24 protein-coding genes are annotated in these 26,008 nt (G+C 70.6%); 11 read left to right on the top strand and 13 right to left on the bottom strand.

The genetic code is table 11. The features are described from left to right. Nucleotides 1-130 precede the first annotated feature (130 nt). Complete coding sequence (locus AC1MEY_RS12230; RefSeq protein WP_480231443.1) at nt 131-1,216, bottom strand: GGDEF domain-containing protein; 1,086 nt, start codon at nt 1,214-1,216, stop codon at nt 131-133. 178 nt (nt 1,217-1,394) lie between these two features. Between AC1MEY_RS12230 and AC1MEY_RS12225 the strand changes: the two genes are divergently transcribed. Then, nucleotides 1,395-2,930, top strand: a complete 1,536-nt coding sequence (locus tag AC1MEY_RS12225) for an FAD-binding protein (RefSeq protein ID WP_480230880.1) — start codon at nt 1,395-1,397, stop codon at nt 2,928-2,930. Here the strand turns inward: AC1MEY_RS12225 and AC1MEY_RS12220 are convergent. Further along, nucleotides 2,927-3,646, bottom strand: a complete 720-nt coding sequence (locus AC1MEY_RS12220; RefSeq protein ID WP_480230879.1) for a TVP38/TMEM64 family protein — start codon at nt 3,644-3,646, stop codon at nt 2,927-2,929. The two genes, AC1MEY_RS12225 and AC1MEY_RS12220, sit on opposite strands and share 4 nt — an antisense overlap. 93 nt (nt 3,647-3,739) lie before the next feature. Here AC1MEY_RS12220 and AC1MEY_RS12215 point away from each other — a divergent pair, with 93 nt between their 5' ends. The 3 genes from AC1MEY_RS12215 (at nt 3,740) to AC1MEY_RS12205 (ending at nt 5,354) form a co-directional block, all read left to right on the top strand. Continuing rightward, nucleotides 3,740-4,765: a zinc-binding dehydrogenase gene (locus AC1MEY_RS12215; RefSeq protein WP_480230878.1), complete on the top strand. Its 1,026-nt coding sequence runs from the start codon at nt 3,740-3,742 to the stop codon at nt 4,763-4,765. Between the two features lie 64 nt (nt 4,766-4,829). Further along, the gene (locus AC1MEY_RS12210) at nt 4,830-4,982 is read left to right on the top strand and encodes a hypothetical protein (protein WP_480230877.1); all 153 of its coding nucleotides are present in this window, start codon (nt 4,830-4,832) and stop codon (nt 4,980-4,982) included. Nucleotides 4,983-5,123: 141 nt separating this feature from the next. Continuing rightward, on the top strand, nt 5,124-5,354 hold the full coding sequence (locus AC1MEY_RS12205; RefSeq protein ID WP_480230876.1) for a hypothetical protein: 231 nt from the start codon (nt 5,124-5,126) through the stop codon (nt 5,352-5,354). 6 nt (nt 5,355-5,360) lie between these two features. Here the strand turns inward: AC1MEY_RS12205 and AC1MEY_RS12200 are convergent, their stop codons facing one another. Genes AC1MEY_RS12200 through AC1MEY_RS12170 form a run of 7 tightly spaced genes read right to left on the bottom strand, consistent with a single transcriptional unit; the run spans nt 5,361 to nt 12,683 of the window. Further along, nucleotides 5,361-6,224 carry an LLM class flavin-dependent oxidoreductase gene (locus tag AC1MEY_RS12200; protein ID WP_480230875.1) on the bottom strand — a complete coding sequence of 288 codons (864 nt, stop codon included), beginning with the start codon at nt 6,222-6,224 and terminating at the stop codon, nt 5,361-5,363. Continuing rightward, complete coding sequence (locus tag AC1MEY_RS12195; RefSeq protein WP_480230874.1) at nt 6,221-6,736, bottom strand: hypothetical protein; 516 nt, start codon at nt 6,734-6,736, stop codon at nt 6,221-6,223. The genes AC1MEY_RS12200 and AC1MEY_RS12195 overlap by 4 nt, the downstream gene beginning before the upstream one ends. Nucleotides 6,737-6,764: 28 nt before the next feature. Next, a complete protein-coding gene (locus AC1MEY_RS12190) occupies nt 6,765-8,249 on the bottom strand; it encodes a sodium:solute symporter family protein (protein ID WP_480230873.1) in 1,485 nt (494 codons plus the stop codon). Nucleotides 8,250-8,288: 39 nt separating this feature from the next. Then, entirely contained in the window at nt 8,289-9,899 is a 1,611-nt protein-coding gene (locus tag AC1MEY_RS12185; protein WP_480230872.1) for a thiamine pyrophosphate-binding protein, read from the bottom strand. After that, nucleotides 9,896-10,852: an agmatinase gene (gene speB / locus AC1MEY_RS12180; RefSeq protein ID WP_480230871.1), complete on the bottom strand. Its 957-nt coding sequence runs from the start codon at nt 10,850-10,852 to the stop codon at nt 9,896-9,898. Before speB ends, AC1MEY_RS12185 begins: the two co-directional genes overlap by 4 nt. Beyond that, entirely contained in the window at nt 10,849-12,435 is a 1,587-nt protein-coding gene (locus AC1MEY_RS12175) for a purine-cytosine permease family protein (protein WP_480230870.1), read from the bottom strand. Before AC1MEY_RS12175 ends, speB begins: the two co-directional genes overlap by 4 nt. Beyond that, entirely contained in the window at nt 12,432-12,683 is a 252-nt protein-coding gene (locus AC1MEY_RS12170; protein ID WP_480230869.1) for a nuclear transport factor 2 family protein, read from the bottom strand. Before AC1MEY_RS12170 ends, AC1MEY_RS12175 begins: the two co-directional genes overlap by 4 nt. 395 nt (nt 12,684-13,078) lie before the next feature. Here AC1MEY_RS12170 and AC1MEY_RS12165 point away from each other — a divergent pair, with 395 nt between their 5' ends. The 7 genes from AC1MEY_RS12165 to AC1MEY_RS12135 all read left to right on the top strand — a co-directional run bounded on the left by AC1MEY_RS12165 (nt 13,079) and on the right by AC1MEY_RS12135 (nt 21,634). Continuing rightward, complete coding sequence (locus tag AC1MEY_RS12165; protein ID WP_480230868.1) at nt 13,079-13,972, top strand: Lrp/AsnC family transcriptional regulator; 894 nt, start codon at nt 13,079-13,081, stop codon at nt 13,970-13,972. Between the two features lie 36 nt (nt 13,973-14,008). After that, nucleotides 14,009-15,532 carry an ABC transporter substrate-binding protein gene (locus tag AC1MEY_RS12160; RefSeq protein ID WP_480230867.1) on the top strand — a complete coding sequence of 508 codons (1,524 nt, stop codon included), beginning with the start codon at nt 14,009-14,011 and terminating at the stop codon, nt 15,530-15,532. Continuing rightward, on the top strand, nt 15,529-16,515 hold the full coding sequence (locus AC1MEY_RS12155) for an ABC transporter permease (RefSeq protein WP_480230866.1): 987 nt from the start codon (nt 15,529-15,531) through the stop codon (nt 16,513-16,515). The genes AC1MEY_RS12160 and AC1MEY_RS12155 overlap by 4 nt, the downstream gene beginning before the upstream one ends. Further along, nucleotides 16,512-17,387 carry an ABC transporter permease gene (locus AC1MEY_RS12150; RefSeq protein WP_480230865.1) on the top strand — a complete coding sequence of 292 codons (876 nt, stop codon included), beginning with the start codon at nt 16,512-16,514 and terminating at the stop codon, nt 17,385-17,387. The genes AC1MEY_RS12155 and AC1MEY_RS12150 overlap by 4 nt, the downstream gene beginning before the upstream one ends. Beyond that, the gene (locus tag AC1MEY_RS12145; RefSeq protein ID WP_480230864.1) at nt 17,384-18,994 is read left to right on the top strand and encodes a dipeptide ABC transporter ATP-binding protein; all 1,611 of its coding nucleotides are present in this window, start codon (nt 17,384-17,386) and stop codon (nt 18,992-18,994) included. The genes AC1MEY_RS12150 and AC1MEY_RS12145 overlap by 4 nt, the downstream gene beginning before the upstream one ends. Nucleotides 18,995-19,179: 185 nt before the next feature. Further along, nucleotides 19,180-20,946 carry a hypothetical protein gene (locus tag AC1MEY_RS12140; RefSeq protein ID WP_480230863.1) on the top strand — a complete coding sequence of 589 codons (1,767 nt, stop codon included), beginning with the start codon at nt 19,180-19,182 and terminating at the stop codon, nt 20,944-20,946. 28 nt (nt 20,947-20,974) lie between these two features. Beyond that, nucleotides 20,975-21,634 (top strand): M15 family metallopeptidase, encoded by a 660-nt coding sequence (locus tag AC1MEY_RS12135; RefSeq protein ID WP_480230862.1) that lies wholly within the window; start codon nt 20,975-20,977, stop codon nt 21,632-21,634. Between the two features lie 8 nt (nt 21,635-21,642). On the opposite strand, the gene AC1MEY_RS12130 is transcribed toward AC1MEY_RS12135, so the two are convergent. Genes AC1MEY_RS12130 through AC1MEY_RS12115 form a run of 4 tightly spaced genes read right to left on the bottom strand, consistent with a single transcriptional unit; the run spans nt 21,643 to nt 25,989 of the window. Further along, the gene (locus tag AC1MEY_RS12130) at nt 21,643-22,155 is read right to left on the bottom strand and encodes a hypothetical protein (RefSeq protein WP_480230861.1); all 513 of its coding nucleotides are present in this window, start codon (nt 22,153-22,155) and stop codon (nt 21,643-21,645) included. An 8-nt stretch (nt 22,156-22,163) separates the two neighbouring features. Continuing rightward, nucleotides 22,164-22,625 carry a DUF5078 domain-containing protein gene (locus AC1MEY_RS12125; RefSeq protein WP_480230860.1) on the bottom strand — a complete coding sequence of 154 codons (462 nt, stop codon included), beginning with the start codon at nt 22,623-22,625 and terminating at the stop codon, nt 22,164-22,166. Between the two features lie 23 nt (nt 22,626-22,648). Next, nucleotides 22,649-25,561 carry an MMPL/RND family transporter gene (locus AC1MEY_RS12120; protein ID WP_480230859.1) on the bottom strand — a complete coding sequence of 971 codons (2,913 nt, stop codon included), beginning with the start codon at nt 25,559-25,561 and terminating at the stop codon, nt 22,649-22,651. Then, nucleotides 25,558-25,989, bottom strand: a complete 432-nt coding sequence (locus AC1MEY_RS12115) for an MmpS family transport accessory protein (RefSeq protein ID WP_480230858.1) — start codon at nt 25,987-25,989, stop codon at nt 25,558-25,560. The genes AC1MEY_RS12120 and AC1MEY_RS12115 overlap by 4 nt, the downstream gene beginning before the upstream one ends. Nucleotides 25,990-26,008: the final 19 nt, after the last annotated feature.

Below are 26,008 nucleotides of genomic sequence, written 5' to 3'. Positions count from 1 at the left end.
CCGGTGGGTCAGTATCGAGACTCAACTCGTGAAAACGAGGCCGGAAGAAGTGACGGGTTCATGACCACGGGTCGTCGGCGGCGAACCTCGTGATCGGCTGTGGGAATCCGGAGGATCGTCCCAGGCGAAACTAGTTCGGCACGAATCCGATTCGCTCGGCGGCGGCTGCGAGCACCGATCCCTCCGGCACCGGCCTGGCCCGCTTCTCCAGGTACATCAGCTCGTCGGCCCGCGCGAGGAGGTCGGCCACCGAACTCGCCTCCGAGGGCGGCACCGGCATCATCCCGATGCAGGCGGACAGGCGGTAGGGGCGCGTCTGCTCGTCGTTGAAGACCCGCATCGCCTCGAGGACGCGGTCCCGCAGTAGGGCAGGCGTCGCGCCCGTATCGGTGACGAGGATCCCGAACTCGTCGCCTCCCATGCGGGCGAGCACGTCGGACGCTCGCAGCGTGGCCTTCAGCACCGCGGCCATGTCGGCGATGAGGGCGTCCCCGACGCCGTGGCCCATCTCGTCGTTGACGTTCTTGAGACCGTCGAGGTCGATGAAACCCAGCACGCAGTGGCGTCCGTCGCGTCGCGCCGCGTGTAGGGCGGTCTCGGCGATCAGGTAGAAGCCGCGGCGATTGGTGATGCCCGTCAGGTCGTCGGTCACCGACACGCGCCGGATCTCCTCGTTGGCCCGCTCGAGGTCCTCGGTCCGGTCGCGCACCCGCCGTTCCAGCTGCTGATGGATCGAGACGTTCTCGAGCGCGACCGACGTCGCGTCGGCGAGGGCCTGCAGCAGCGAGACCTCGCGGTCGGACGGTTGGCGCTCGGTGGCCCAGTAGTTCCCGATCGCGCCGATCGGATCGAGCCGGCGGATCGGCACCATCACGAGGCTCTTGATGAAGGTGGGCCGATAGGCGGCGTGGGGGATGCGGTCGTCGCCGTACACGTCGGCGATGACCGCCGCGTCCCGGTTGCGCATCGCCCACCCGCCGATGCAGACGCCCATCGGGAAGCGGCTGCCCTTGAACAGGGGAGCGATCGCATCCTCGTCGGCGTAGTAGCACATGTCGTCCTCGCGCAGGACGAACGTCGCGCCGTCACAGCCGGTCAGCTCGCGCGCCGCGGTCCGGACGATGCGCTGGACGTCGGTGAGGCTGCGCGCGAGGGACAGGTGCTGAACCGCGAGCAGGAGGCGCTCCATGCCGACGACGTAGTCCTCGTCGGCCATGTCCGCGCTCACGTGGTACCTCCGTCGGACGCGCTGCCGACGTAGCTGTCAGTGCAGTCGTCCGACAGTACCGCCCGACGGACGTATTTGACGGCCGGGTGGACATTTGCCGAACGGCGCCGATCGGTGTATGCGAATCACCGGTCGGACCCGACCTCCCCGCGTAGGGTCACGTCTCGTGAAGGCTCTCGACGAGTCCGTGGACGTCCTGGTCGTCGGTTCCGGAGGTGGCGTGGCGGGCGCCTACACCGCTGCGCGAGAGGGACTCTCGGTCGCGCTCATCGAGGCGACGGACCGGTTCGGCGGAACGACCGCCTACTCCGGCGGCGGCGGCATGTGGTTCCCGTGCAACCCGGTGCTGAAGCGTGCCGGATGCGACGACACCCTCGAGGCGGCCCTCGCCTACTTCCGCGCCGTCGTCGGCGACCGCACCCCCGCCGCGCTGCAGGAGGCCTACGTCCGTGGCGGCGCCGCCCTCGTCGAGTACCTCGAGGCCGACGAACGCTTCGCGTTCAAGATCCTGCCGTGGCCGGACTACTACGGAGCCGTCGACGGCGCCCGTGCCGACGGCATGCGGCACATCGTCTCGCGGGCGATCCCGGACGACCGGCTCGGCAGGTTCGCGGGCCTGGTCCGCGGACCGCTCGACCACGAGCGCCTCGGGGCGCCCCGGCCGGACCTGCTCACCGGCGGACGCGCGCTCGTCGGACGGTTCCTCGCCGCCATGGCCGACGAGCCACGCGTGGCCGCCCACCTCGGCACCCGACTGGTCGAACTGATCGTCGACGACGGGCGGGTGATCGGCGCCGTCGTCGACCACCAGGGCGAGCGGCAGGTGATCCGCGCCCGACGCGGAGTCCTGTTGGCGGCGGGCGGATTCGAGCAGAACGCGGCGATGCGCGCCGAGTACGGCGTACCCGGCGCCACCGCCGACACCATGGGATCGCCGGCCAACGTCGGGCTGGCCCATCGGGCCGCGATGGCCGTCGGTGCCGCGACCGATCTGATGGACCAGGCGTGGTGGTCGCCCGGCCTGATCCACCCGGACGGTCGCGCCGCGTTCGCCCTCGGCATCACCGGCGGCATGTTCGTCGACCGCTCCGGCCGACGATTCGTCAACGAGTCCGCCGCCTACGACCGCTTGGGCCGCGAGATCCTGCGGGCCATGGCGGACGGCGGGGTCGAGTCGCCGTTCTGGCTCGTCTACGACAGCCGCGCGGGCGAGCAGCCACCGGTGCTGGCGACCAACGTGTCGTTCGCGCCCACCGACGAGTACCGATCCGCCGGACTGTGGCGCGAGGCGGACACCCTCGCCGAACTCGCGGAGGTGATCGGCGTCCCCGAGGACAGGCTCGCCGAGGCGGTGCGCCGCTTCAACGACCTCATCGCACGCGGTGTGGACGAGGACTTCGGCCGCGGCGGCGAGCCCTTCGACCTGGCGTTCACCGGTGGCGCGCCGCCGCTGACGCCCATCGACGTGCCGCCGTACCGCGCGGCGGCCTTCGGCGTCTCCGACCTCGGCACCAAGGGCGGGCTGCGCACCGACGCGCACGCCCGGGTACTCGACGCCGCCGGCGACCCGATCCCCGGTCTCTACGCCGCGGGCAACACCATGGCCGCGGTGTCGGGGGAGACCTACCCGGGCGGAGGCAACCCGATCGGGGCGTCGCTGCTGTTCAGTCACCTCGCGGCGCTGCACATGGCGGCCCGCTAGCCCTGCGCATCCGGGTCGGGTGATCGACCGGGACGCGTCCGTCCTCGCCAGGCCCGCCACCCGCGGTGCGCGGCGAACGCTCCGATGACGGCGGTCAGGCACCACACCGCGATGGCCGTGTACGCCAGCGGCGCCGACAGGTCGCCGATCGACGCCCCCAGTGCGGTGTACACGAACGCCCGCGGCGCCGAGCCGATGAACGCCCCGACGGCCATCTGCCACAACGGAACTCCAAACGCGCCGAAGGCGTAGGACGCCAGCGCGTCGGACACGCCGGGCACGAACCGCTGCCCCACCACGGCCCACAGGCCGCGCCGCTGGATATGCGCGTCGAGGCGGTCCGCGCGGTCGGCGCCGAGCAGCCCCCGCGCGCTGTCACGGCCCGCCCGCCGGCCGATGAGGCTGGTGATGGTGGCGGTGCCGACCGTCGAGCCCAGGGTCACGAAGGTCCCCAGCAGCGGGCCGAACAGCACACCGCTGCCCGCCGCGAGGATGGGGCCCGGAACGAAGATCGCACCGAGGCACGCAGACAGCACGACATAGGTGAGCGGAGCGGCAGGCCCGGTCGCGGCGACGGCGGCGCGGACGTCGTCCACGTCGATCACGCGCGTGACCGCGACGAGGTAGAACAGCCCGACCAGGAAGGCCGCGAACAGCGCCAGGCGCACCACGTGAGATCTGCGGGAGGGGGCCGGCGAACCGTCGATGTCGGTCATTCTGAGAGGAATTGTGCCGCACCGGCGGATCGCTCCACCCACCGATGAGAACCCGGCCCGGATCGACGACCGCCGACCATAGACTCGGCTGCCATGCGCACTGTGGTCATCGAAGCCCCCGGGGTCATCGCCGTCGTCGACCGGCCCGACCCCGAACTGCCCGGACCGGACGGGGCGATCGTCGCAGTCACGGCCACCGCCATCTGCGGTTCCGATCTGCACTTCTACGAGGGCGACTACCCACTGTTCGAGCCCGTCCCTCTGGGCCACGAGGCCGTCGGCACCGTGGTGGAGGTGGGTCCCGACGTCCGCACCGTCGCGGTCGGCGACCAGGTGCTGGTGTCCTCGGTGGCGGGCTGCGGCCACTGCGCGGGGTGCGCCACCAGGGATCCCGTGACCTGCGTGTCCGGTCCGCGCATCTTCGGGTCGGGCGCACTCGGTGGTGCGCAGTCCGACCTGCTGGCTGTGCCTGCTGCGGACTTCCAGCTGATGACGATCCCGGCGGGCGTCGGCACCGAGGCGGCGCTGCTCCTCACCGACAACCTCGCCACGGGGTGGGCCGGCGCCCAACGTGCCGACATCGCGCCCGGATCCACCGTCGTCGTCTTCGGACTCGGTGCGGTCGGGCTGTGCGCCGTGCGCTCGGCCATCGCCCAGGGCGCCGGGACGGTGTACGCCGTCGACCCCGTCGAGGGGCGCCGCGCCCGCGCGGCCGCAGCCGGCGCAACCCCGCTGCTGCCCGCCGACATCGGCGAGGTGCACGAGACCACCGGTGGGCGAGGTGCGGCATCGGTGATCGACGCCGTCGGCAACGACACCACGATGACGGCGGCGCTGACCTGCGTGCGGGCCGGTGGCACGGTCTCGGTGGTCGGCGTCCACGATCTGAACCCGTTCCCGTTCCCCGCCCTGATGAGCCTGGTCCGCAGCGTGACCCTGCGGATGACGACGGCGCCGGTGCAGCGGACGTGGCCGGAACTCATCCCGCTGCTGCAGTCCGGACGCCTCGACACGAGCGGAATCTTCACCGACACATACGCGTTGACCGACGCCGCCGCAGCCTACGCCGCGGTCGCGTCCCGGACCGGTGACTGCGTCAAGGTGTCACTCACCGTCTGAACGCTGCGGCCGCACGCCGAAAAATGGGTTGCACCGCAGGCACTCCGACGCCTTCAATCGACGCATGGGCGAGCAGCGGAGGACGTACGCGCGGGACTGGGGGCGACTCTGGCGCATCCCGCCGATGGCGCGCGACACCCGGCCGGCGCATGACTGGGATCGGTTGGCCATCAACGCCATCGGCTCGACGTGGGGTCGCGGCGACGTCCGGAGGTGACTACCGGGTAGCCGGTAGTCGGCAGTGCGGAATGCCGGAGCCGGCGATGGGTGCTCGCGTCGATGCCCGCGAGGCGCCCATCGGCGAATCTGGTTTCAGGCCCGAGACGGGCCCACGACCTCGACTCAGGAGACGGACATCATGACCTTCCAACCCACCCTCATCCTCACCGGACTGGCCGCGGGCGCGATCGCCGCGGGAATCGCCCTGGCGCCGAACGCCTCTGCGTCGCTGGGATCGCCGGCGTGCCAGGACGGCGTCCAGTCGTCGACCATCTGCCAGTCGCCGGGCAACTACCAGGGACAGTTCGAGCCCACCACCGAGGCGCCGTCGCAGTTCGAGTACCCGTACGGCTTCCTGTCGGGGATCTGACCGCGTCTAGCCGTGCAGCAGCGGCTGCACCTCGGTCGCGACGCTGCGGATGAAGTCCACGGCATCCACGCCGACGGGCGGCTGCAGCACGACCGTGTCGACGCCGGCGTCCACCCACCGGCGGACACCCGCCGCGATCCGCTCGGGGCCGCCGTGCACGATCAGGTCATCGGCCTCGTCCTCCGAGGACGCGCCGATCTCCGCCCGGGTGCGGGCCAGCGCATCGTCGTCGAGCGCGCACGCCACGTAGGACACCACCCGGTGCGGCCGATCGGCTTCCGCGCGGCGCCGGAGGATCGACACGGCCTCGCCGGTGGCGGTCGGCGACGTGTGCCCGGTGAGGACGGTGCCCGACGCCAGCTCGCTGCTCAGTTCGAGGGTGCGCGGACCGGTGGCGGCGAACAGGAGCTCGACCGGCGTGGTGGGCGGCCACCGGAGCTGGACGTCCGACAGCCGAACGTACCTGCCGTCGACCGTCACGGTGTCGCCGCGCAGCAGCGCCGAGAGCGCGGTGGCGTACTCGCGCAACAGCGTCAGCGGCGAGGCCACCCGCTCGCCCACCTGACCCATCCAATCCTGGACGCCGTGACCGATGCCGATCCGCAGGCGGCCGGGGAAGCTGCGCTCCAGCGCGGCGATCTCCATGGCGACGAGCGCGACGTTGCGCAACGGCACGGGCAGGACCCCGACGCCGACGGTCAGCCGGCTGCCGTTCGCGAGCGCGATCGCCGCGGCGGACAGGCCGCCGTGGAAGAAGCAGTCCTCCCACAGCCACAGCTCGTCGAGACCCGACTCGTCGGCGGCGCGTGCCGCCGCGGCGAGGTCCTCCGGCGGGTTCTCGGGCCGGAACACACATCCCACCCGCGTCACTGCCGCACCGTTCCGGTGAGCTGGTCGCCGCCGACGGACTGCAGCAGGCAGATGACGGTGCTGGGCAGGGGGATCGCGCCGGTCCGGTCCTGTTTGGAGTCGATGAGGTAGGTGACCGACAGACCGGCGCTGCTGCCCGCGTAGGCCCCGACACCCGCGGCGCACTCCCGGTCCGCGACGTCGGCGATCGCCGCGTTCACCGCGACCGGCGCGAGCAGGTACACCTCGGCGCGGTGCGGCGTCGCGCAGTCGACGACCGTGACGGTGGCCTCACCGACGTCGACGGCGGGAACCTCGGCGACGCACTCGCCCACGGTGAGGTCGACCCACTGCTTCGTGACCGCCCGTGGCGCGGGAGGCGACGCCGGCGTCGCCACCGCGGAGGCGGACGACGTCGGCGGGGTGGCGGGCTCGGCGGTCGCGTCGACGCTGGGTGCCGTGGTCGACGAGCACGCGACGAGCGCCGAGAAGGCAAGCGCCGCAACGGGCGCGTACGTCACCGGGCGGACCATCCCGCGAGTGTAGGCCGCCGGTCGCCGGTCAGGTGGCGATCTGCTCCTCGGCCACCGGGTCGCGTCCGGCCAGCCTGCTCTCCCAGACCTCGAGGACCGCGGCGGGCGTGCGCTGGGTGGTCAGGCTGCCCACGACGTAGGCGACGAGGCTGGCGGCCAGACCGTAGTAGATGGGCTCGTTGGCCAGCACGTCGCCGACGGCCACCATGGTGCCGAGCGTGACGACGGTGCCCGCGATCATCGACCACAGGGCGCCGGTGCCGGTCGCCCGCTTCCAGAGGAACCCGCCGAGGATCGACACCAGCAGGCCACCCACCAGGATGTCGTAGGCCACGGTCAGGGCGGCGACGACGTCGTTGAGGAGTGCGGCGATCACGATCACCACGATGCCCAGCACCACGACGTAGAGACGGTCGGAGTGCAGGTCCGTGCCACGCTCGTCGCGGTCGCTCCGATCGGCGTCGTCGCTGCGGCCGATCAGCCTGCCCAGCAACGGCTTCACGTCGGTGCGCGCCACGGTGGCGGTCGCGATCAGCGCGCCCGACGCCGTCGACATCATGGCGGCGACGGCTGCGGCGAGCACGATGCCGCTGATGCCCACCGGCAGGATCGACTCGGCGATCTGGGCGTAGACGTCATCGCTGGCCTCCACGTCGGGCAGGAACGTCGAGGCGGCGGTGCCGATCAGGGCACCGGCCACGCCGTACAGCAGGCAGTAGATCGCAGCAGCCGTACCGCCCCACTTCGCGACCTTGGGCGAGCGGGCGGTGAAGACGCGCTGCCAGATGTCCTGGCCGATGAGCATGCCGAAGCTGTAGACGACGAAGAACGTGATGATCGTCTGGGTGCCGATCGTGCCGAGGTCGAAGGCGGCGTCACCGGCCCGCTCCCGGATGCCGTCGAACCCGCCCGCCCTGTTCCAGGTGAACGGCAGGAGCAGGAAGAAGATGCCGATGGTCTTGAGGATGAACTGCACCATGTCGGTCAGGGTGATCGACCACATGCCGCCGATCGAGGAGTACAGCATGACGATCGCGCCTCCGATGATGACGGACACCGTGCGGTCGGTGCCGAACAGCACGTTGAACACCGTGGCGTAGGCGATGGTGGAGGTCACCGACAGCATCAGCGTGTAGGCGACCATCACGATGCCCGACGTGGACGTCGCGTCCACGCCGTAGCGCAGCTTGAGCATCTGGGCCACGGTGTAGACCCGTAGCCGCTGGATGCGCCCGGCGAAGGCGACCGACAGCAGCAGCAGGCCGACCGCGATGGCGACGACGAGCCACATGCCCGAGATGCCGTACCGGTAGCCAAGTCCCACGCCGCCGACGGTGGACGCGCCGCCGAGGACCACGGCCGCCATCGTGCCGGTGTAGAGGGCCGGGCCGAGCCGCCGGCCCGCGACGAGGAAGTCGGCGGAGTCCTTGGTGCGCGACTTGCCCCAGAACCCGAACGCCAACATCGCGGCGAGGTAGACGACGACGATCGCGACGTCGAGTGGCTTGCCCATGGTGCGCTCCTGACTGGGTGGACTGACGGGGTGGTGGGGCTAGGTGAGGGCGAACATCCGGAGTACGGCGGGGAGGACGACCACTGCGGGACCCGTGGTGGCGAACGTGGCCGCGACCACGTCGCCGACGTCGTCGAGTGTCGCGGCGTGGGCCGGTACGCCGAAACTCGCTGCCAGCGCGACGAAGTCGGGCCGGGCGAGTTCGGTGGCGGTGGCCTGGCCGAACGCGTCGGTCATGTACTCGCGCAGGATGCCGTACCCGCCGTCGTCGACGACGAGCCACGTGACGTCGGCGTCGTGCTGGCGCGCGGTGGCGAGTTCGGCGATCGAGTACATGGCGCCGCCGTCCCCAGAGACCGCGAACGTGCGCGCCCCCGTGCCCATGGCCGCGGCGATGGCGGCCGGGAAGGCGAAGCCGAGTCCGCCCGCGCCCTGCGCCGAGTGGAACTCGCCGTCGCACGGATCCCATGCCGACCAGGCCCAGTAGGCGGCGATCGTCATGTCCCAGAACGTGTGCGCCGCCGACGGGACGGCGCGGCGGAGATCGCGCATCAGCCCGAGTTCGGACGCGAGGTCCTGACCGGCGAGCCGCTCCTCCACCGACCGGCGGAGGTCCGCGGCGACACGCGCACCGTCGCCCGGATCGCGGTGGTGCACCCGATCGGCGATGGCGCGCAGGGCCGCCGCGGCGTCGGCGTGGATCGCCAGTGCCGGGTGGTTGGCCTCGAGCACGCGGGGTTCGGCGTCGACGTGGATCAGTCGGCCGCGGGGGGTGAACGTGAAGTAGTTGCTCGTCACCTCGCCCATCGCGGTGCCGACGGCGAGCAGGACGTCGGCGTCGGCCAGCAGGTCGGTGGTGTGGCGGTCCTCGATCCAGGACGCGGCGGACAGCGGGTGGTCGAACGGGATCGCGCCCTTGCCGCCCACGGTCGACACCACCGGGGCGTCGAGTCGCTCGGCCAGGGCGACCAGCGCTGCCGGGCCGCCGGGGGAGCGGCGGACGCCACCGCCGGCGAGGATCACCGGCCGTCGAGCATCGTCGAGCAGTTCGGCTGCGGCGGTGACCAGTTCGGCGCGCGGCGGGCGTTCGGCGACGGCCGTCACCACCGACGTGACCGGCGGCTGGTGGACGGGATCGAGCAGTACGTCCTGCGGGATCTCCACCCAGGTGGGCCCGGCGGGTGCGGACCGGGCGAGGCTCCACGCGTCGGCGAGTGCGCCGGGGATCTCCGCGGCGCCGCGCACGACGGCAGTGCTCTTGGTGACGTTGACGGCGCTGCGCTGCTGGTCGTCGAGCTGGTGGAGCATGCCGCGGCGCAGGCCGAGTCCCGAGCGCGGGACCTGGCTGGTGATGACGAGCAGCGGTACCCCGCTGGCGTAGGCCTCCTGCAGTGCGCCGAGCGCGGTGAGGGCGCCGGGTCCGGTGGACAGGAACAGCACCCCGACCTCGCCGGTGGCCCTGGCGTATCCGTCGGCGCCGAACGCGGAGTTGTTCTCGACGCGCGAGCTGACGAACTGCAACGGGCTGCGGCGGATGGCGTCGAACAGCCCGAGTGCATGCTGGCCGGGAATGCCGAACACGTGCGAAACGCCCAGTGCGGTCAGCGTTTCCACGACGACGTCACCGCCATTTCTGCCGTCACTCGTCACGGGCGCGTGCGCTCCTCGTGGCGGAGGGCCAGCAGCGACACCAGGTCGTAGGCGACGTGCGATGCCGCGACACCGGTGATCTCGGCGTGGTCGTAGGCCGGGGCGACCTCGACGACGTCGGCGCCGACGAGGTTCAGGCCGCGGAAGCCGCGCAGGATCTCCAGCAGTTCGCGGCTGGTCATCCCGCCGGCCTCTGGGGTGCCGGTGCCGGGTGCGTGGGCGGGGTCGAGGACGTCGATGTCGACCGACACGTATACGGGCCGGTCGCCGAGGCGCTGCCGCAGCTTGTCGACCACCTCCCGGACGCCCTGGTAGTACACGTCCGAGGAGGTGACGATGCCGAAGCCGAAGCGGCGGTCGTCCTCGAGGTCCTTCTTGCCGTACAGCGGTCCGCGGGTACCGACGTGCGAGAGCGCCTCGGTGTCGAGGATGCCCTCCTCCACGGCCCGTCGGAACGGCGTGCCGTGGGTGTACTCCGCGCCGAAGTAGGTGTCCCACGTGTCGAGGTGGGCGTCGAAGTGCACCAGCGCGACGGGGCCGTGCTGGGCGGCGGCGGCCCGCAGCAGCGGCAGCGCGATCGTGTGGTCGCCGCCGATGGTCACCAGCCTGGTGCCGTCGGAGGTGAGGTCGACGGCCGCGGCCTCGATGGTCTCGATGGCCTCGTTGATGTTGAAGGGGTTCACCGCGATGTCACCGGCGTCGGCGACCTGCGCGACGTCGAACGGCGACACGTCGAGACCGGGGTTGTAGGGCCGCAGCAGGCGTGAGGACTCCCGCACGTGGGTGGGCCCGAACCGTGCGCCCGGGCGGTAGGAGACCCCGGAGTCGAACGGCACGCCGGCGACGACGACGTCGGCCTTGGGCACCTGGTCGAGGCGGGGGAGGCGGGCGAAGGACGCGGGCCCGGCGAAGCGGGGGGTCTTCGACGCGTCGATCGGTCCGATGGTGCTCATGTCGTCGACTCCTTGATCGTGGCAACGGGTTCGAGATCGTCCACCGAGGTGATGGGGATGTTCGCGGCCGGTCCGGCGGGGACCAGGCGTGGCCCGGCGGGGCCGAACGCGTCGGCGGGCTCGGGGACGACGAACAGCAGCAGCGGGTACAGCACCGCCGCGAGGCCGAGGCCGACGGGGATGGACAGGTCGATGCCGGCGGCGAGATCGCCGAGGGGACCGACGAACTGGCCCGGGGAGTTGACGAAGCAGAGGCTCAGCGCCGCCGACACCAGCCACGCGCCGAGGCCGCGCCAGTTCCAGCCGTGCGAGAACCAGTACCGGCCGCCCCGCTGGCGGCGGTTGAACACCTGCAGCGCGTCCGAGTCGTACCAGCCGCGGCGGACCAGCCAGCCGATCATCATGACCACCATCCACGGCGCCGTGCACGTGACGATCAGCACCGCGAACGTCGAGATGCTCTGCACCACGTTGAACGCGAACTTGCCGACGAAGATGAAGGCGATCGCGATGGCGCCGATGAACACGGTCGCCTGCACGCGGCTGAAACGCGGGAAGACGCTGGAGAAGTCGAGGCCCGTGCCGTACAGCGCCGTGGTGCCCGTCGACATGCCGCCGATCAGCGCGATGAGGCAGACCGGCAGGAAGTACCAGTCGGGTGAGACCGCGAGCAGCCCGCCGACGTAGTTGCCCTCGTCGATGAACGCCGGCGCGGTCGACGCCACGACGGTCGCGGTGACGAGTCCGAACAGGAAGGGGACCAGCGTGGCGATCTGGGCGCCGAACGCCGCGGCCATCGACTTCCACGCCGGCGTCTCACGCGGGATGTACCGCGCCCAATCGCCCAGGAACGCACCGAAACTCACCGGGTTCGACATCACGATCAGTGCAGCGCCGACGAACGACGGCCAGTACAGCGCATTGGTCGCTGCGTCCGCGCCGGGGCCGAAGATGCCGGCGTACCCCGCGTCGAACGTGCCGCCGAAGGCGACGATGCCAAGCAGGAACAGCAGCGTGGCCGCGATGACCGCCACCTTGTTCACCAGCAGCATGAACCGGAAGCCGTAGACGCACACGACCAGGACGAGCAGCGCGAAGACGCCGTAGGCCACGGCGATCGCCACGCCGTTCGGGGCGGCATCGGGTGCTCCGCCCAGGGCGCGGGTGGCTCCGCCGACGAGGACGTCGCCGGACGTCCACACCGAGATCGAGAAGAACGCAATGGCGGTCAGCAGCGAGAGGAACGACCCGACGACCCGGCCGTGCACCCCGAGGTGCGCCGACGACGACACCGCGTTGTTGGTGCCGTTGCGCGGTCCGAACAGCGCCATCGGGGCCAGGATCGCCGCGCCGAGCACCAGGCCGAGCAGCGTCGCGAGCAAACCGTCGCGGAACGACAGCCCGAACACGATGGGGAAGGTGCCCAGCACGACGGTCGCGATGGTGTTGGCCCCGCCGAACACCAGACGGAAGAGGTCCAGCGGCGTGGCCGTGCGCTCGTCGTCCGGGATGGGTTCGACGCCACGGACCTCGACGTCGGTGACCCTCGGCGGCGCGGCGGGTCCCGCGGCCCCGTCGGTCACGACGGGCCCTGCCCGTCGGTGATCTCCGGGGTCGACGACAGGTGCTCGTGGACGGCGAGCAGGCGGTCGCCGTCGAGCGCGAAGACGATGGTCTCGCGTTCCCGGGTGGCGGTCTGCTCACCGTCGACCGCGGTGACGGTGTCGACGGTGTGGGTCAGCACGGCGACGTCGCCGAGGATCTGCACCAATCTGTCGCTGCTGCGGCAGGAGACCACGCGCCACCCGCTGCGGATCCAGCCGTCCCACACCGCTTCGTAGGCGGCCGGTCGTCGAGCCGGGCGGGCTCGGAGTGGAAGACGAAGGTGGCGTCGACGGCGAAGCTGCCGAAGTATGCGGCGGTGTCGGTAGCCCCGAAGGCCGCCACCACCTCGTCGGTCGCAGTCAACACTCGATCGCTGGTCAGCGTCGCCATGAGATGCCCGGTCCGTCCGTCGTGGTGGTCGATCTGTGGTGCAGGTCACGATAGGACCGACCCTCGGGTGCTGCAAGCAGTTCGTTCGTTACGTCGACGTTTCCGATCATGATCTGCCGGTGGATGGGGGACAATCGCGACTGACGGGCTTTGGAAGAGTCCGTCGACGCACGATGTGTTGCGTCACAGGGGCGAAAGAATTTCGAACGAAGTTTCCGCAGAGGAGCGCACGTGGACGAGATCGACGAGGCCATCGTGGCCCTGCTCGAGGTGGACGGCCGCCTCACGCACCGCGAGATCGCCCGCAGGGCGGGGCTGTCGCGATCGGCCGCCGCCGTCCGCGTGCAGCGGCTGATCTCGAGCGGTCAGGTCGTGGTGCGCGGCGTCGTCCACCCGGCGGTGATCGGTCGTGGCGCGCTCGCCCACGTCGGTCTGACGCTGAACGGCCCGGCCGCGCCGGTCGCCGCCCTGATCGCACCCCGCGCCGACGTGCCCTTCCTCTCCCTGACCAGCGGCCCGCACGGACTGGTGGCCGAGGTGCGCGCGGAGTCGCCCGCCGAGATCGACCGGACCATCGCTCAGCTGCGCGCGCTGCCCGGCGTGGTCGGCGTCGACACGCTCACCTACGTCGAACTGGTCCGCGACGTCGTCGGTCCCGTCGGGACGGTCGGCATCGACGTCGACGACGTCGACATCGCCCTGCTGCGGGGACTGCAGGAGGACGGTCGCGCGTCGTACGTGGAACTCGCTGCGGCGGTGGGTTTGTCGGCCGCCGGGGCGCGTCGGCGGGTCGTCCGGCTGCTCGACGCCCGCGTGGTCCGCATCGGCGCCGTCGTCCGGCACTCCGGTCAGGATCGGCAGAGCGCCATGGGTTTCGGCATCCGGTTGACCGGTGACCACCACGACGTCATCGCAGCCCTGGCCGACATGCCGTCGGTCATCTTCGTGGCCCGCACCCTCGGCCGGTTCGACGTGCTGGTCACCGTGCGCGCATTCTCGGCGGCGCAATTGGTCGGCCTGCTCGACACCGTTCGTGCGCTGCCGGGGACCAGCGCTCTCGAGAGCTGGGCGCACCTCGAGGTGGTCAAGGAGTCCTACGCCTCGGGTCTCGACACCGTCGCCTGAGGTGTCTTCGGGCCGACGAGTGGGTAACCGTGCCGGATGCGCTGGTCCGGGAGCGTCCTTGCCGCGGTGTGTGCTCTCCTGTTGACCGTGTCGTGCGCTCCTGCGCAACGCGTCGACCTGGGGGATTCGGCGGGCAACCTGATCGCCGCGATAGCCGGCGAACCCGATCAGCTCGACCCGCAGAAGACGAGTTCGTACTTCTCCTTCGAGGTGCTCGAGAACGTCTTCGACACGCTCGTCGAGCCCGACGAGAACCTCGAGATGCGTCCGGCGCTGGCCGAGTCGTGGACCGTCTCACCCGACCAGCTCGCGTGGACGTTCCGGCTGCGGCCCGGCGTCACGTTCCACGACGGCAGCCCGTTCACCGCCGACGACGTCGTCTACTCCTACCGGCGCATCATCGACGAGAAACTCGCGCAGGTCGACAAGTTCAGCGCCGTCACCGACGTGACGGCCCGCGATGATCGCACCGTCGTCATCCGGCTCGCCAAGCCCACCCCCAACCTGCTGACCAACCTCGGCGGCTTCAAGGGCATGGCGATCGTCTCCCGCGCCAACGTCGACAGCGGCGAGATCGCCACGCGGCCGGTCGGGACCGGCCCGTTCGCCTTCGCCTCGCAACGCAGCGGCGACTCGATCACGCTGCGGGCCAACCCCGGCTACTGGGGCGGCGCCCCGAAGATCCCCGGCGTGACGTTCCAATTCATCTCCGAGCCGTCGACGGCGCTGTCCGCGCTGCAGGCCGGCGAGGTGGACTGGACGGATTCGATTCCGCCGCAACGCGTCACGCAGCTCGAGGGCGACGACTCCGTCCGCCTCGCGGTCACCCCGAGCAACGACTACTGGTATCTGGCGCTCAACGAGGCGCGGGCCCCGTGGAACGACGTGCGGGTGCGGCAGGCGATCGCCTTCGCCATCGACCGGGACGCCATCGTGCAGGCGACCAGTTACGGCACCGCCGCGGCCAACCAGCTCGCGATCCCCGAGGGCAACCCCTGGTACATCGGCTACGACCGCTACCGGTACGACCTCGGGGAGGCGAAGCGCCTGCTCGCCGAGGCCGGCGCCGCCCCCAGCAGCCTCGACATGCTCGTCACCAACGAATACCCGGAGACGGTGACCGCCGCCCAGGTGATCGCCGACAACCTCGCCCCGCTCGGCATCGAGGTGAAGATCCGGACCGTCGACATGGCCACCTGGCTCGACGAACAGAACTCCGGCAACTTCGACATGCTGATGATGGGCTGGCTCGGCAACATCGACCCCGACGACTTCTACTACGCCCAGCACCACACCGACGGGACGAGCAACGCCCAGAAGTTCTCCGACCCCGAGGTGGACAGGCTGCTCGACGCCGGACGCGTGCAGACCGCACGGGACGCCCGCGCCGACGACTACGCCAAGGCGGCCACGCTGATCGCCGACGGCGTCAGCTACATCTACCTGTACAACCCGTCGGTGATCCAGGCGTGGACGCCGCGACTCACCGGGTACGACGCGCGGCGCGACGGCGCGGTCAGATTCCGCACCGCGGCGCTGAGCGAGGTGGACGCCCGGTGACCGCCGCGACGGCACCGGCGGCGTTCATCGGCCACCCGGTGGTCCGCTTCCTCGCCCGGCGGGTGGCCTACTCGCTGGTGGTCCTGCTGGGCGTCCTGGTCGTGGTGTTCGCGCTCGTGCAACTCGTGCCCGGCGATCCCGTGCGCATCGCGCTCGGCACGCGGTACACCCCCGAGGCCTACGAGGCGCTGCGGTCGGCCAGCGGGCTCGACCGGCCGATCCTCTCGCAGTTCTTCGGCTACCTCGCCGGCGCCGTCCGGGGCGACCTCGGCGTCAGCTTCCGCAACGGGGATCCGGTGTGGGACATCCTGATCGAACGTCTCCCCGCCACCGTGTCACTCGCCGTCGTGGGCATCGTGATCGCGCTGCTGATCGCCCTGCCCGCCGGCATCTTCTCGGCGCTGCGCGAGGGCCGGGTCAGCGACGCCGTCGTCCGCGTGACCAGTCAGTTCGGCGTCTCGATCCCCGACTTCTGGATGGGCATCCTGCTCATCGCGCTGTTCTCCACCACCCTGGGCTGGTTCCCGACGTCGGGGTATCGGCCGCTGTTCGGTGATCCGGTGGGCTGGTTGTCGCACGTCGTGTTGCCCGGCCTGACGGTCGGACTGGTGGCCGGCGCCATCATGACCCGCTACGTCCGATCGGCCGTACTCGACGTCGCCGCAGCGGGTTACGTGCGAACGGCGCGCTCGAAGGGGCTGCCGCCCAGGGTGGTCACCTTCCGCCACACGGTGCGCAACGCCCTGGTGCCGATCCTCACCATCACCGGCATCCAGTTGGCCACCATCCTCGGCGGCGTCATCGTCGTGGAGGTGGTGTTCGCCTGGCCGGGGTTGGGCCGCCTCGTGTTCAACGCCGTCGCGTCCCGCGACTACCCGGTGATCCAGGGGGCGGTGCTGCTGATCGCGGTGCTGTTCCTGCTCATCAATCTCGTCGTCGACCTGCTCTACGCCGTCGTCGACCCCAGGATCCGGCTGTCATGACCGAACCCGACCGCACCCGCGTCGCGTCCTGGCGGCTGCTGCTCGGCAAGCCCGTCACGGTGGTGAGCAGCGCGCTGCTGCTCGTCGTGGCGGTCGTCGCCCTCACCGCACAGTGGCTGGTGCCCTACGGCATCAACGACGTCGACGTCCCGAGCGCGTTGCAGGGTCCGAGCGGCGACCACTGGTTCGGCACCGACGAACTCGGCCGCGACGTGCTGTCGCGGGTCCTGGTCGCGGTGCAGGCCTCGATGCGGGTCGCGGTGGTGAGCGTCGCGTTCGCCGTGGTGGTCGGCGTCGCGATCGGTGTCGTGGCGGGCTACCGCGGCGGCTGGGCCGACACGGTGTTCATGCGGATCGTCGACGTGATGTTCGCGTTCCCGGTGCTGCTGCTGGCACTGGCCATCGTCGCGATCCTGGGTCCCGGCGTCACCACCACGATGCTCGCGATCGGCATCGTCTACACCCCGATCTTCGCGCGGGTGGCCCGGGCCAGCACCCTGTCGGTCCGGGTGGAGCCGTACGTCGCGGTGTCCCGCACGATGGGCACCGGCCACGGCTACATCCTGATGCGACACGTCCTGCCGAACATCGCGGGACCGCTGATCGTGCAGACGTCGCTGTCGCTGGCATTCGCGATCCTCTCGGAGGCGGCGCTGTCGTTCCTCGGCCTGGGCATCCAGCCGCCCGAGCCGTCGCTCGGCCGGATGATCTTCGACTCGCAGGGGTTCGTCACCCTGGCCTGGTGGATGGCCGTCTTTCCGGGGGCCGCCATCTTCGTGATCGTCGTGGCGTTCAACCTGTTCGGCGACGGACTGCGCGACGTCCTCGACCCCAAGCAGCGCACCATGGCCGAGGCGAGGAGGCAGCAGTGAGCGGGCCGGTCCTCGACGTCACCGACCTGCGGGTGCGGATAGGTCGTCACGAGATCGTCCGGGGCGTCTCGCTGAGCGTCGAGCCCGAGCAGACGATCGGCATCGTCGGCGAATCCGGCTCGGGAAAGTCGATGACGGTGCTGGCGGCCACAGGCCTGCTCGACGCGCCCGCCGCGGTCGTCACCGGATCGAGTGTGCTCGGCGGCCACGCCGACGCGGGGTCCACACAACTCGTCGGGGCGTCGGCGCGCACGCTGCGCGGCGTGCACGGCGGCCGCATCGGCTTCGTGTTCCAGGACCCCGGGACGTCGCTGAACCCGATGCTCACGGTGGAACGCCAGATCACCGAATCCCTGGAGGCGCACCGTCGGGCCACGCGCCGCGAGGCGCGGGCCCGGGCCCTGGAGCTGCTCGACGCGGTGGGCCTGCCGGACCCCGAGAACCGCCTCGGCTCCTATCCGCACCAGCTGTCGGGTGGGCAGCGGCAGCGCGTGATGGTGGCGATCGCGCTCGCCTGCGACCCCGAACTCCTCGTCGCCGACGAGCCCACCACGTCGCTCGACGTGACGACCCAGGCGCAGATCATCGAGCTGGTGCGCACGCTGCAGCGCGACTTCGGCACCGCGGTGATCTGGATCAGCCACGACCTGGGCGTCATCGGTCAGGTGGCCGACGAGGTCACCGTCCTGCGGGCGGGCGACGCCGTGGAGCAGGCGCCGATCCTCGACGTCTTCGACCGGCCCCGCAACGAGTACACCCGTGAACTGCTCGCCGCGCGCCCGGTGCTCGGCGTCACGGCGCCCGCACCCGCGGCCACCGATGCGCCGGTGCTGCTCGACGTGACCGGCCTCGACGTCCGGTTCCCGGTGACGACGCCCACCGGCCGATCCACCGTGCACGCCGTGCGGGACCTGTCGCTTCAGATCCGCCGGGGCTCGACGCTGGGTCTGGTGGGGGAGTCGGGGTCGGGCAAGTCGACCGTCGCGGCCGCGCTGACCGGCCTGGTGCGCCCCGACGCCGGCACCGCCACCCTCGACGGTGCGGACCTGCTGGCCCGCCGCGTCGACAGGGCGCTGCGCCGACGTGTGGGTCTGGTGTTCCAGGACCCCTTCTCGTCGCTGGACCCGCGGACGCCGGTGGGCACCGCGATCGGTGAGCCGCTGCGGGTGCACCGCCTCGCCGCCGACCGTGCGGGACGACGGGCCCGGATCGCCGAGCTGCTTGACCTGGTGGGTCTGCCCGCGGACTTCGCCTCGCGCTACCCGCACGAACTGTCCGGCGGTCAGCGCCAGCGCGTCAGCATCGCCCGGGCACTGGCGATGGAACCCGACCTGCTGATTCTCGATGAGTCCACCGCGTCACTCGACGTGTCGGTCCAGGCGCGCGTCCTCGACCTGCTGACCGATCTGCAGGCGGAGCTGACGCTGACCTACCTGTTCATCGGCCACGACCTGGCGGTGATCCAGCGGATGAGCCATGACGTCCTCGTCATGCGCGACGGCCGGGCGGTGGAACACCGACCCGCTGCCGAGCTGTTCGCCGACCCCAGCGACGAGTACACCCGCCGGCTGCTCGCCGCCGTCCCCCCGGAGCGTCCGCGGGTGTAACGGAATCAGCGCACCGGCGATTGACTTGTAGAGGTACGGATGGATGGGTTCGGCCGTTGTCAGGGCGATCGAACCGAGAACGAGGCGTTGGGCGCTGCGGAACCAGGTTCCGTGTCGGGGGAGTCGGCTGCGCAGGGCAGCCGTGACGGCGACGTCACGCTCCTGGAATCAAGGAGTCGATGTATATGGATGCACGAGTCGTAGTCGGCCGGAAGCGGATCACCGCCGCGCTGGCCACCGGAATGATCGTGTCGATCACGGCGCTCGTCGCCGGTGTGTCGCCCGCGCTCGCGGAACCGGGAGGCGGTGGATCCGGTCCGACGACCACGGTCGTGGTGCCCGAACCCAAGGCCGAACCCAAGGGCGAGCCGAAGGCCGAACCCGCCGAGCAGGCGGAGCAGGCGCCGGCCCGCGAGGCTCCCGCAGCCGAGCCGGCCGCCCCGAAGCAGGCCGAGGCGCCTGCCGTGACCCAGGCACCCGCCGCCGAGGCGCCCGCCGTCGAGGCGCCGCCGGTCAGCCAGGCACCCGCCGCCGCGGAGCCCGAGCCCCGGACCCAGGCCCCCAGGCCGCAGACCCAGGCGCCGAAGCCCGCACCCGCCGCGCCACCGGCGAGCAGCACGACCGCCACCAAGGCGCCGGCACCGTCGGCCACGCCGTCGCCGGCCACCACCGCCGCCGAGCGTCCCGCGCCGTCGGAGTCGTCGGCACCGCAGTCCAACGCACCGGACGCGGCGGCGCCGGAGGGCAGGACGCCCCGGACCGAGGCGCCGAAGAGCACGACACCGGAGAGCCGGGCACCGGAATCCGGTGTGCCGCCGACCGAGTCGACGTCGCCGAGCGAGTCGGCCGCACCGTCGGACGGCAGTGCGCCGACCACCCAGCCCGCCGAGCCGACGGATCCGAGCACGTCTGAGACCGCCGAGCCCAGCGAGGGCCGGACGTCGGGCACCGAGACGGGCGACCCCGACGAGCAGACCGCCACCTCGAGCGTCTCGCAGGCCGCCCGCGCCATCGAGACCGCCGAACCCGAGACGCTCGTCGCGCCGGTCGAGGACGTCGCGGTGGCCAAGACCGCCAAGGTGGTCGAGCTGCCCGACCCGGCGCCGGCGCCCAAGGAGGAGATCGACCAGATCGCACGGTTGATCGACCTGCCGAACGTGCCGCGCGACCTGCCCGGTCTCGACCGCGCCCGCGACGAGGACCGCACGTACGACGTCCGCCGCGCGGGCGCCTGGGACCGCAACGTCCGGCAGTGGAGTCCGGACTGGGTGGAGTACGACGACTACTACCGTCCGGTGCTGAGCAATCCGTACCGCGACCCGGTCCGCATCGTCTACGTCTACGAGAACCGGCCGCGCATCGCGCACATCCCGCCGCTGTCGCGGATCGTGCTCGAGGTCGCGCAGTACGCGGCGTACAGCTTCACGGCCATCGTGGAGAGCGCCGTGAGCACCGTCGTGAACACCGCGCTGAACGTGGCGGTCGGCAGCTTCTTCGGTGGCGGCTTCTTCCCCGGCATCGGCCTGCCGTTCCCCGCGCCGCCGCCCCCGCTGCTGCGCTACGACAACGTGCCGGTGTTCGTGAACTACCAACGCGCGCAGTACGAGCCGTTCCGCGTGCAGCGCATCGTCGACGTCGGCAACGACGCGCGCTTCGGCGAGCGCAAGGTGCTGCTCGACGGCGTCACCCCGGCCTGGGGTGAGTGGACGCAGACCCCGGCCGGCGAGCGGCAGTTCGAAGTGCACCGCACGCAACAGTTCCCGGGCCTCGACCAGCCCAGCGAGGCGCCGCTGCCCGGTGACTACCAGCTTCGGCTGCTGTCCGACGAGTCCCCGTCCGCGGGGCTCAACCGGCGCGACGTCTACCTGATGACGGCCGCGGGGCTCTGCGCCATCCTCAGCGTCGGCGCCGTGCTGGTGGCGATGGCGATGGGACGCCGGAGAAACGCCTAGTTCGCGCACTCGCAGGACCCTGGCGGTCGTGACCTCGGTCGCGGCCGCCACGGTCGTGGTGCAGTGCCCGTCGCCCGAGCCCACGACCGCGCCGTCGGTGTCGTCGACCACCCGGCCACCGGCCGAGCCGGATCCGGCGCGTCCCGCGTCGATCCATCCGGTGACGACGGCCGAGCTGGGGCCGACGTGGCGACCGGGATGCCCGGTGCCCGCCGAGCGGCTGCGTCGAATCGACCTGCCCTACCGCGGATTCGACGGCCGCACCCACCGCGGCGAACTCGTCGTCGACGAAGCACTCGCCGCCGACGTCGTCGACGTGTTCGGCGAGCTGTACCGGCAGTGGTTCCCGATCGAACGGATGCGGACGGTGGACCGGTATCCGGGTGCCGACGACGAGACGTCGATGCGCGACAACAACACGTCGGCGTTCAACTGTCGCGCACTGCCCAGCGGCCGGTGGTCGCTGCACGCACTCGGCCGCGCGATCGACGTCAACCCGCTGCTGAATCCCTACGTCTCGGCATCCGAGCTGCAACCCGCGACGGCAGGCCCGTACCTCGACCGGCGCCGCACCGACCCGGGGGTGCTACACGCCGACGATCCGGCCGTCGGCGCGTTCCTCCGGCGTGGCTGGCGGTGGGGCGGCAATTGGCGCGCACCCAAGGACTACCAGCACTTCGAGCGCTGACACCGGCGCTACCTACAGAGGTCGATGATCTTGGCGTTGAGCGCGTCGGCGTCGCGCAGACGTCCGGCCTGGGTGGCATCGGTGTTGGGGATGCCCGCCGTCGCGGCCGCACCCACGTCGGTCAGGACATCCGCGAAGCGCTTGACCGCCTCGCCCAGTTCGGGCGGCGTGGCCGGGGTGACCTTCGCGTACAGGTACTGGCCGCCGGCGAGCAGCGACACCCGCGCGTTCGCGGCGACCGCCAGGGTGCCCGAGACGTCGCCCTCACCGCCCGGCGGCGCGATGTTGGTGTTGCGCGAGACGCCCGTCCGCACCGTGTCGAACGCGGCGCAGACCCGCTGCTTGTCCTCGGCGCGCTGCTGGTCGGTGACGTCCGACCCGCTCGACTGCGCCGAGGAGTCCGACCGCGCGGGGCTGCGGAAGTCCCAGACGGCGAGTCCGAGAGCGGCGACGGCGATCACCAACGCCGCCAACGACACCCACTTCGAGCTGGTCGACCCCGTCGTCGACGTGTGTGTCACGATCGCCGCTACGGCGTGACCGGCCAGGCCCACACGGACATGTCGCCGCGCGGGTAGTTCATGCAGACGTCGGTGGCCTTGGCCACCACGCCCTTGTTGTTGAAGAAGACCTTGGCCCAGTTGCCCCAGCGGGTCGCCACCTGCTCGTAGTACACGTTGGTGGCGGTGTCCTCGGAGTACTGCCGACGGGCAGTGGGGCTCAGCGAGTAGAACCAGTGGATCCGGTCGACCGCGGCCTGCTGCACGTCGGCCGGCCGGTTGTTCTTGTCGATGATGTAGCGCTCGAAGTACACCGGGCTGGTGTCGCGGGCGGCGGCGAGGTACTGCTCGGCGTCGCACTGCGTCTGGATCTGGCGCCGCGGGATCGGGAAGTCGTCGGTGGAGTCGGCTGCCGCGGGGACGACGAAGGTCGTCGCCGCGATGCCGACGGCTGCCGCGACGAGGCTCCCGCGGCGCGTGAGGGTGCGCATGCTCTTCATGATGCTCCTAGTGCTCAGGCGGTGGGTACGGGTTGGTCGACCTTGGACGTCGGCGGGGGAGGCGTCGGCCACGGCGAGGGCAGTGGCCGGGTCCGGACGTTCTGCGGCCACCAGAACCAGCGGCCGAGGAGTGCGGCGATCGACGGCATCATCAGGGAGCGCACGATCAGGGTGTCGAACAGCAGGCCCAGTCCGATCGTCGTGCCCACCTGCCCGATCACGGTCAGCTCACTGACCGCCATCGACATCATCGTGAACGCGAAGACCAACCCCGCCGAGGTGACCACCGACCCGGTGCCACCCATCGAACGGATGATGCCGGTGTTGAGCCCGGCGTGGATCTCCTCCTTGAAGCGGGCCACCAGCAGCAGGTTGTAGTCGGCGCCCACGGCGAGCAGGATGATCACCGCCATCGCCATGACCATCCAGTGCAGCTCGATGCCCAGGATGTGTTGCCAGATCAGCACCGACAGGCCGAACGAGGCGCCCAGCGAGAGCACGACCGTGCCCACGATCACCGCCGACGCCACGACGCTGCGGGTGATCAGCAGCATGATGATGAAGATCAGCGCCAGCGCCGAGATCCCCGCGATCAACAGGTCGTAGTCGTTGCCGTCGGACATGTCCTTGAACACGGCTGCGGTACCGCCGAGGTACACCTTCGAGCCCTCGAGCGGGGTGCCCTTGATGGCCTCCTTGGCCGCGTCCTTGATCTTGTCGATCCGCGCGATTCCGTCGGCCGACATCGGGTCGCCCTCGTGGGCGATGATGAAGCGCACCGACTTCCCGTCGGGTGAGATGAAGTTCTTCATGCCGCGCTTGAAGTCCTCGTTGTCGAAGATCTCCGGCGGCAGATAGAACGAGTCGTCGTTCATCGACGCGTCGAACGCCTCACCCATCGCGGTCGCGTTCTCCGAGCCCGCGGTCTGCTGATCCTGCATGCCCTTCTGCGTCGCGTACTGGGTCAGCAGCATCGTCTTCATGGTCTTCATCGTCGAGATCATTTGCGGCATGAGCGCCGTCAGCTGCGGCAGCAACGAATCGAGTCGCTCGAGTTCCGGGAGCAGCGCCTGGATGTCCTCGGTCAGCGTGTTGACGCCGTCGAGCGTGTCGAACACCGAGCGGATCGCCCAGCAGACCGGGATGTCGTAGCAGTGCGGTTCCCAGTAGAAGTAGCTGCGGATCGGACGGAAGAAGTCGTCGAAGTTGGCGATGCTGTCGCGCAGCTCGGCCGTGTGGACCGCGGTGGTCTTGAACTTCTCGACCATCGAGTGGGTGACGTCGGCCATCTGTTCGGTCAGGCCCGACATCGTGGTCATCGAGTCGATGGTCGTCTGCATGTCGTCGGCCTGCTTGCGCAGGTTGACCATCATGTCCTGCATGTACTTCTCGTTCAGCTTCTGCGTGGTGCCCTGCATGCTGATCAGGAAGGGGATCGAGGTGTGCTCGATCGGCTTGCCCTCGGGGCGGGTGATCGTCTGGACGCGGGCGATGCCCTCGGTGCGGAACACCGCCTTGGCGATCTTGTCGACCACCAGGAAGTCCGCCGAGTTGCGCAGGTCGTGATCGCTCTCGACCAGCAGCAGCTCGGGGTTCATCCGGGACTGCGAGAAGTGCCGGTCGGCCGCCGCGTACCCCTCGTTGGCGGGGAGGTCGGCGGGCAGGTAGTTGCGGTCGTTGTAGTTGGTCTGGTAGCCGGGCAGCGTGAGCAGACCGACGAGGGCCAGCGCGACCGTGCCGATCAGGATCGGTCCGGGCCACCGGACGACGGCGGCACCGATCTTCCGCCAGCCCCGGGTGCGCAGCGCGCGCTTGGGCTCGAGCAGACCGAATCGGCTCGCGACGGTGACGATGGCCGACCCCAGCGACAGGGCGGTCAGCACGCAGACCACCATGCCGATGGCGAGCGGGACGCCGAGTGTCTGGAAGTAGGGCAGCCGGGTGAAGGACAGGCAGAACGTGGCGCCGGCGATGGTCAGGCCGGAGCCGAGCACGACGTGGGCGGTGCCACCGAACATCGTGTAGTACGCGCGTTCCCGGTCCTCGCCGAGGCTGCGTGCCTCCTGATATCGGCCGATCAGGAAGATGGCGTAGTCGGTGGCGGCGGCGATGGCGAGGGTGACCAGCAAGTTGGTCGCGAACGTCGAGAGGCCGATGATCTCGTGGTAGCCCAGGAACGCGACCACGCCGCGCGACGCCGACAGCGACAGGACCACCATGACGAGCACGATCAGGATGGTGGCGATCGACCGGTAGACCAGCAGCAGCATCACGATGATGACGCTGAAGGTGGCGATCTCGATCATCGTCATGCTGCGGTCGCTGGCGATGTGCTGGTCGGCGGCCAGTGCGGCGGGACCGGTGACGTAGGCCTTCACGCCGTCCGGGGCAGGGATGCTGTCGACGATGTCCTGGACCGCGTCGATCGACTCGTTGGCCAGCGTCTCGCCCTGGTTGCCCGCGGTCTTCACCTGGACGTAGGCGGCCTTGCCGTCGGAACTCTGCGAGCCGGTCGCGGTGAGCGGATCGCTCCAGAAGTCCTGGATGGACTGGACGTGCTCCGGGTCGGCCCGGAGCTTCTCGATCATCTGGTCGTAGTAGGCGTGCGCCTCGTCGCCGAGGGGCTGCTCGCCCTCGAGGACGATCATGGCCGAGCTGTCGGAGTCACCCTCCTCGAACACCTGGCCGACGCGCTTCATCGCGATCATCGACGGGGCGTCCGCGGGGCTCATCGACACGGCGCGCATCTGCCCGACGGTCTCGAGCTGCGGCGTCACCGCGGGGATGTTGACGATCGCGATCAGCAAGATCCAGCCGAGGATCACCGGAAGCGCGAAGGTGCGGATGATGCGCGGGACGAGCGGTCGTGCGTACTGCGGGGTGGCCGGGAACGCGTCGGTGTTCGCGTCCGAGGTCGGGTGGGTCATGCAGACTTCACCAGGCAGAACGTCTGGGCGGCGACGCCGGTCGACGTGCGCTCGTCCTTCACCTCGTCGTCGACGGTCACCCTGCACGTGATGGAGGTGCCGTCACCCTGGGCCACGATGTTCGGCTGGGCGGCGGGGGCGGTGGTGCTCAGCGTCAGCGACCACGGCAGCATGGCGCCGTCGACGCGCTGCGGCTTGGCGTCGAGATCCAGGTAGTTGATGTCGGCGTAGGCGCCGGGATCGCCGAAGATCTCGTATTTCACGACCTTGGGGTCGAACGGCTCGGGATCGTCGGCGAACTGCACGGGCGTGACGGTGATGCCTTCGGCGCCGAAGAACGTGCGGATGCGGGAGACGGTGAACCCTGCGATCAACACCACCACGAGGATCAGGATGGGGATCCACGTCTTCTTCAACACGCCGGTCACGGCGCCACCTCATTCATCG

It is taken from the genome of Mycobacterium sp. PTI7, from assembly GCF_056679845.1.
This window is presented reverse-complemented; position numbering and strand designations above follow the sequence as displayed.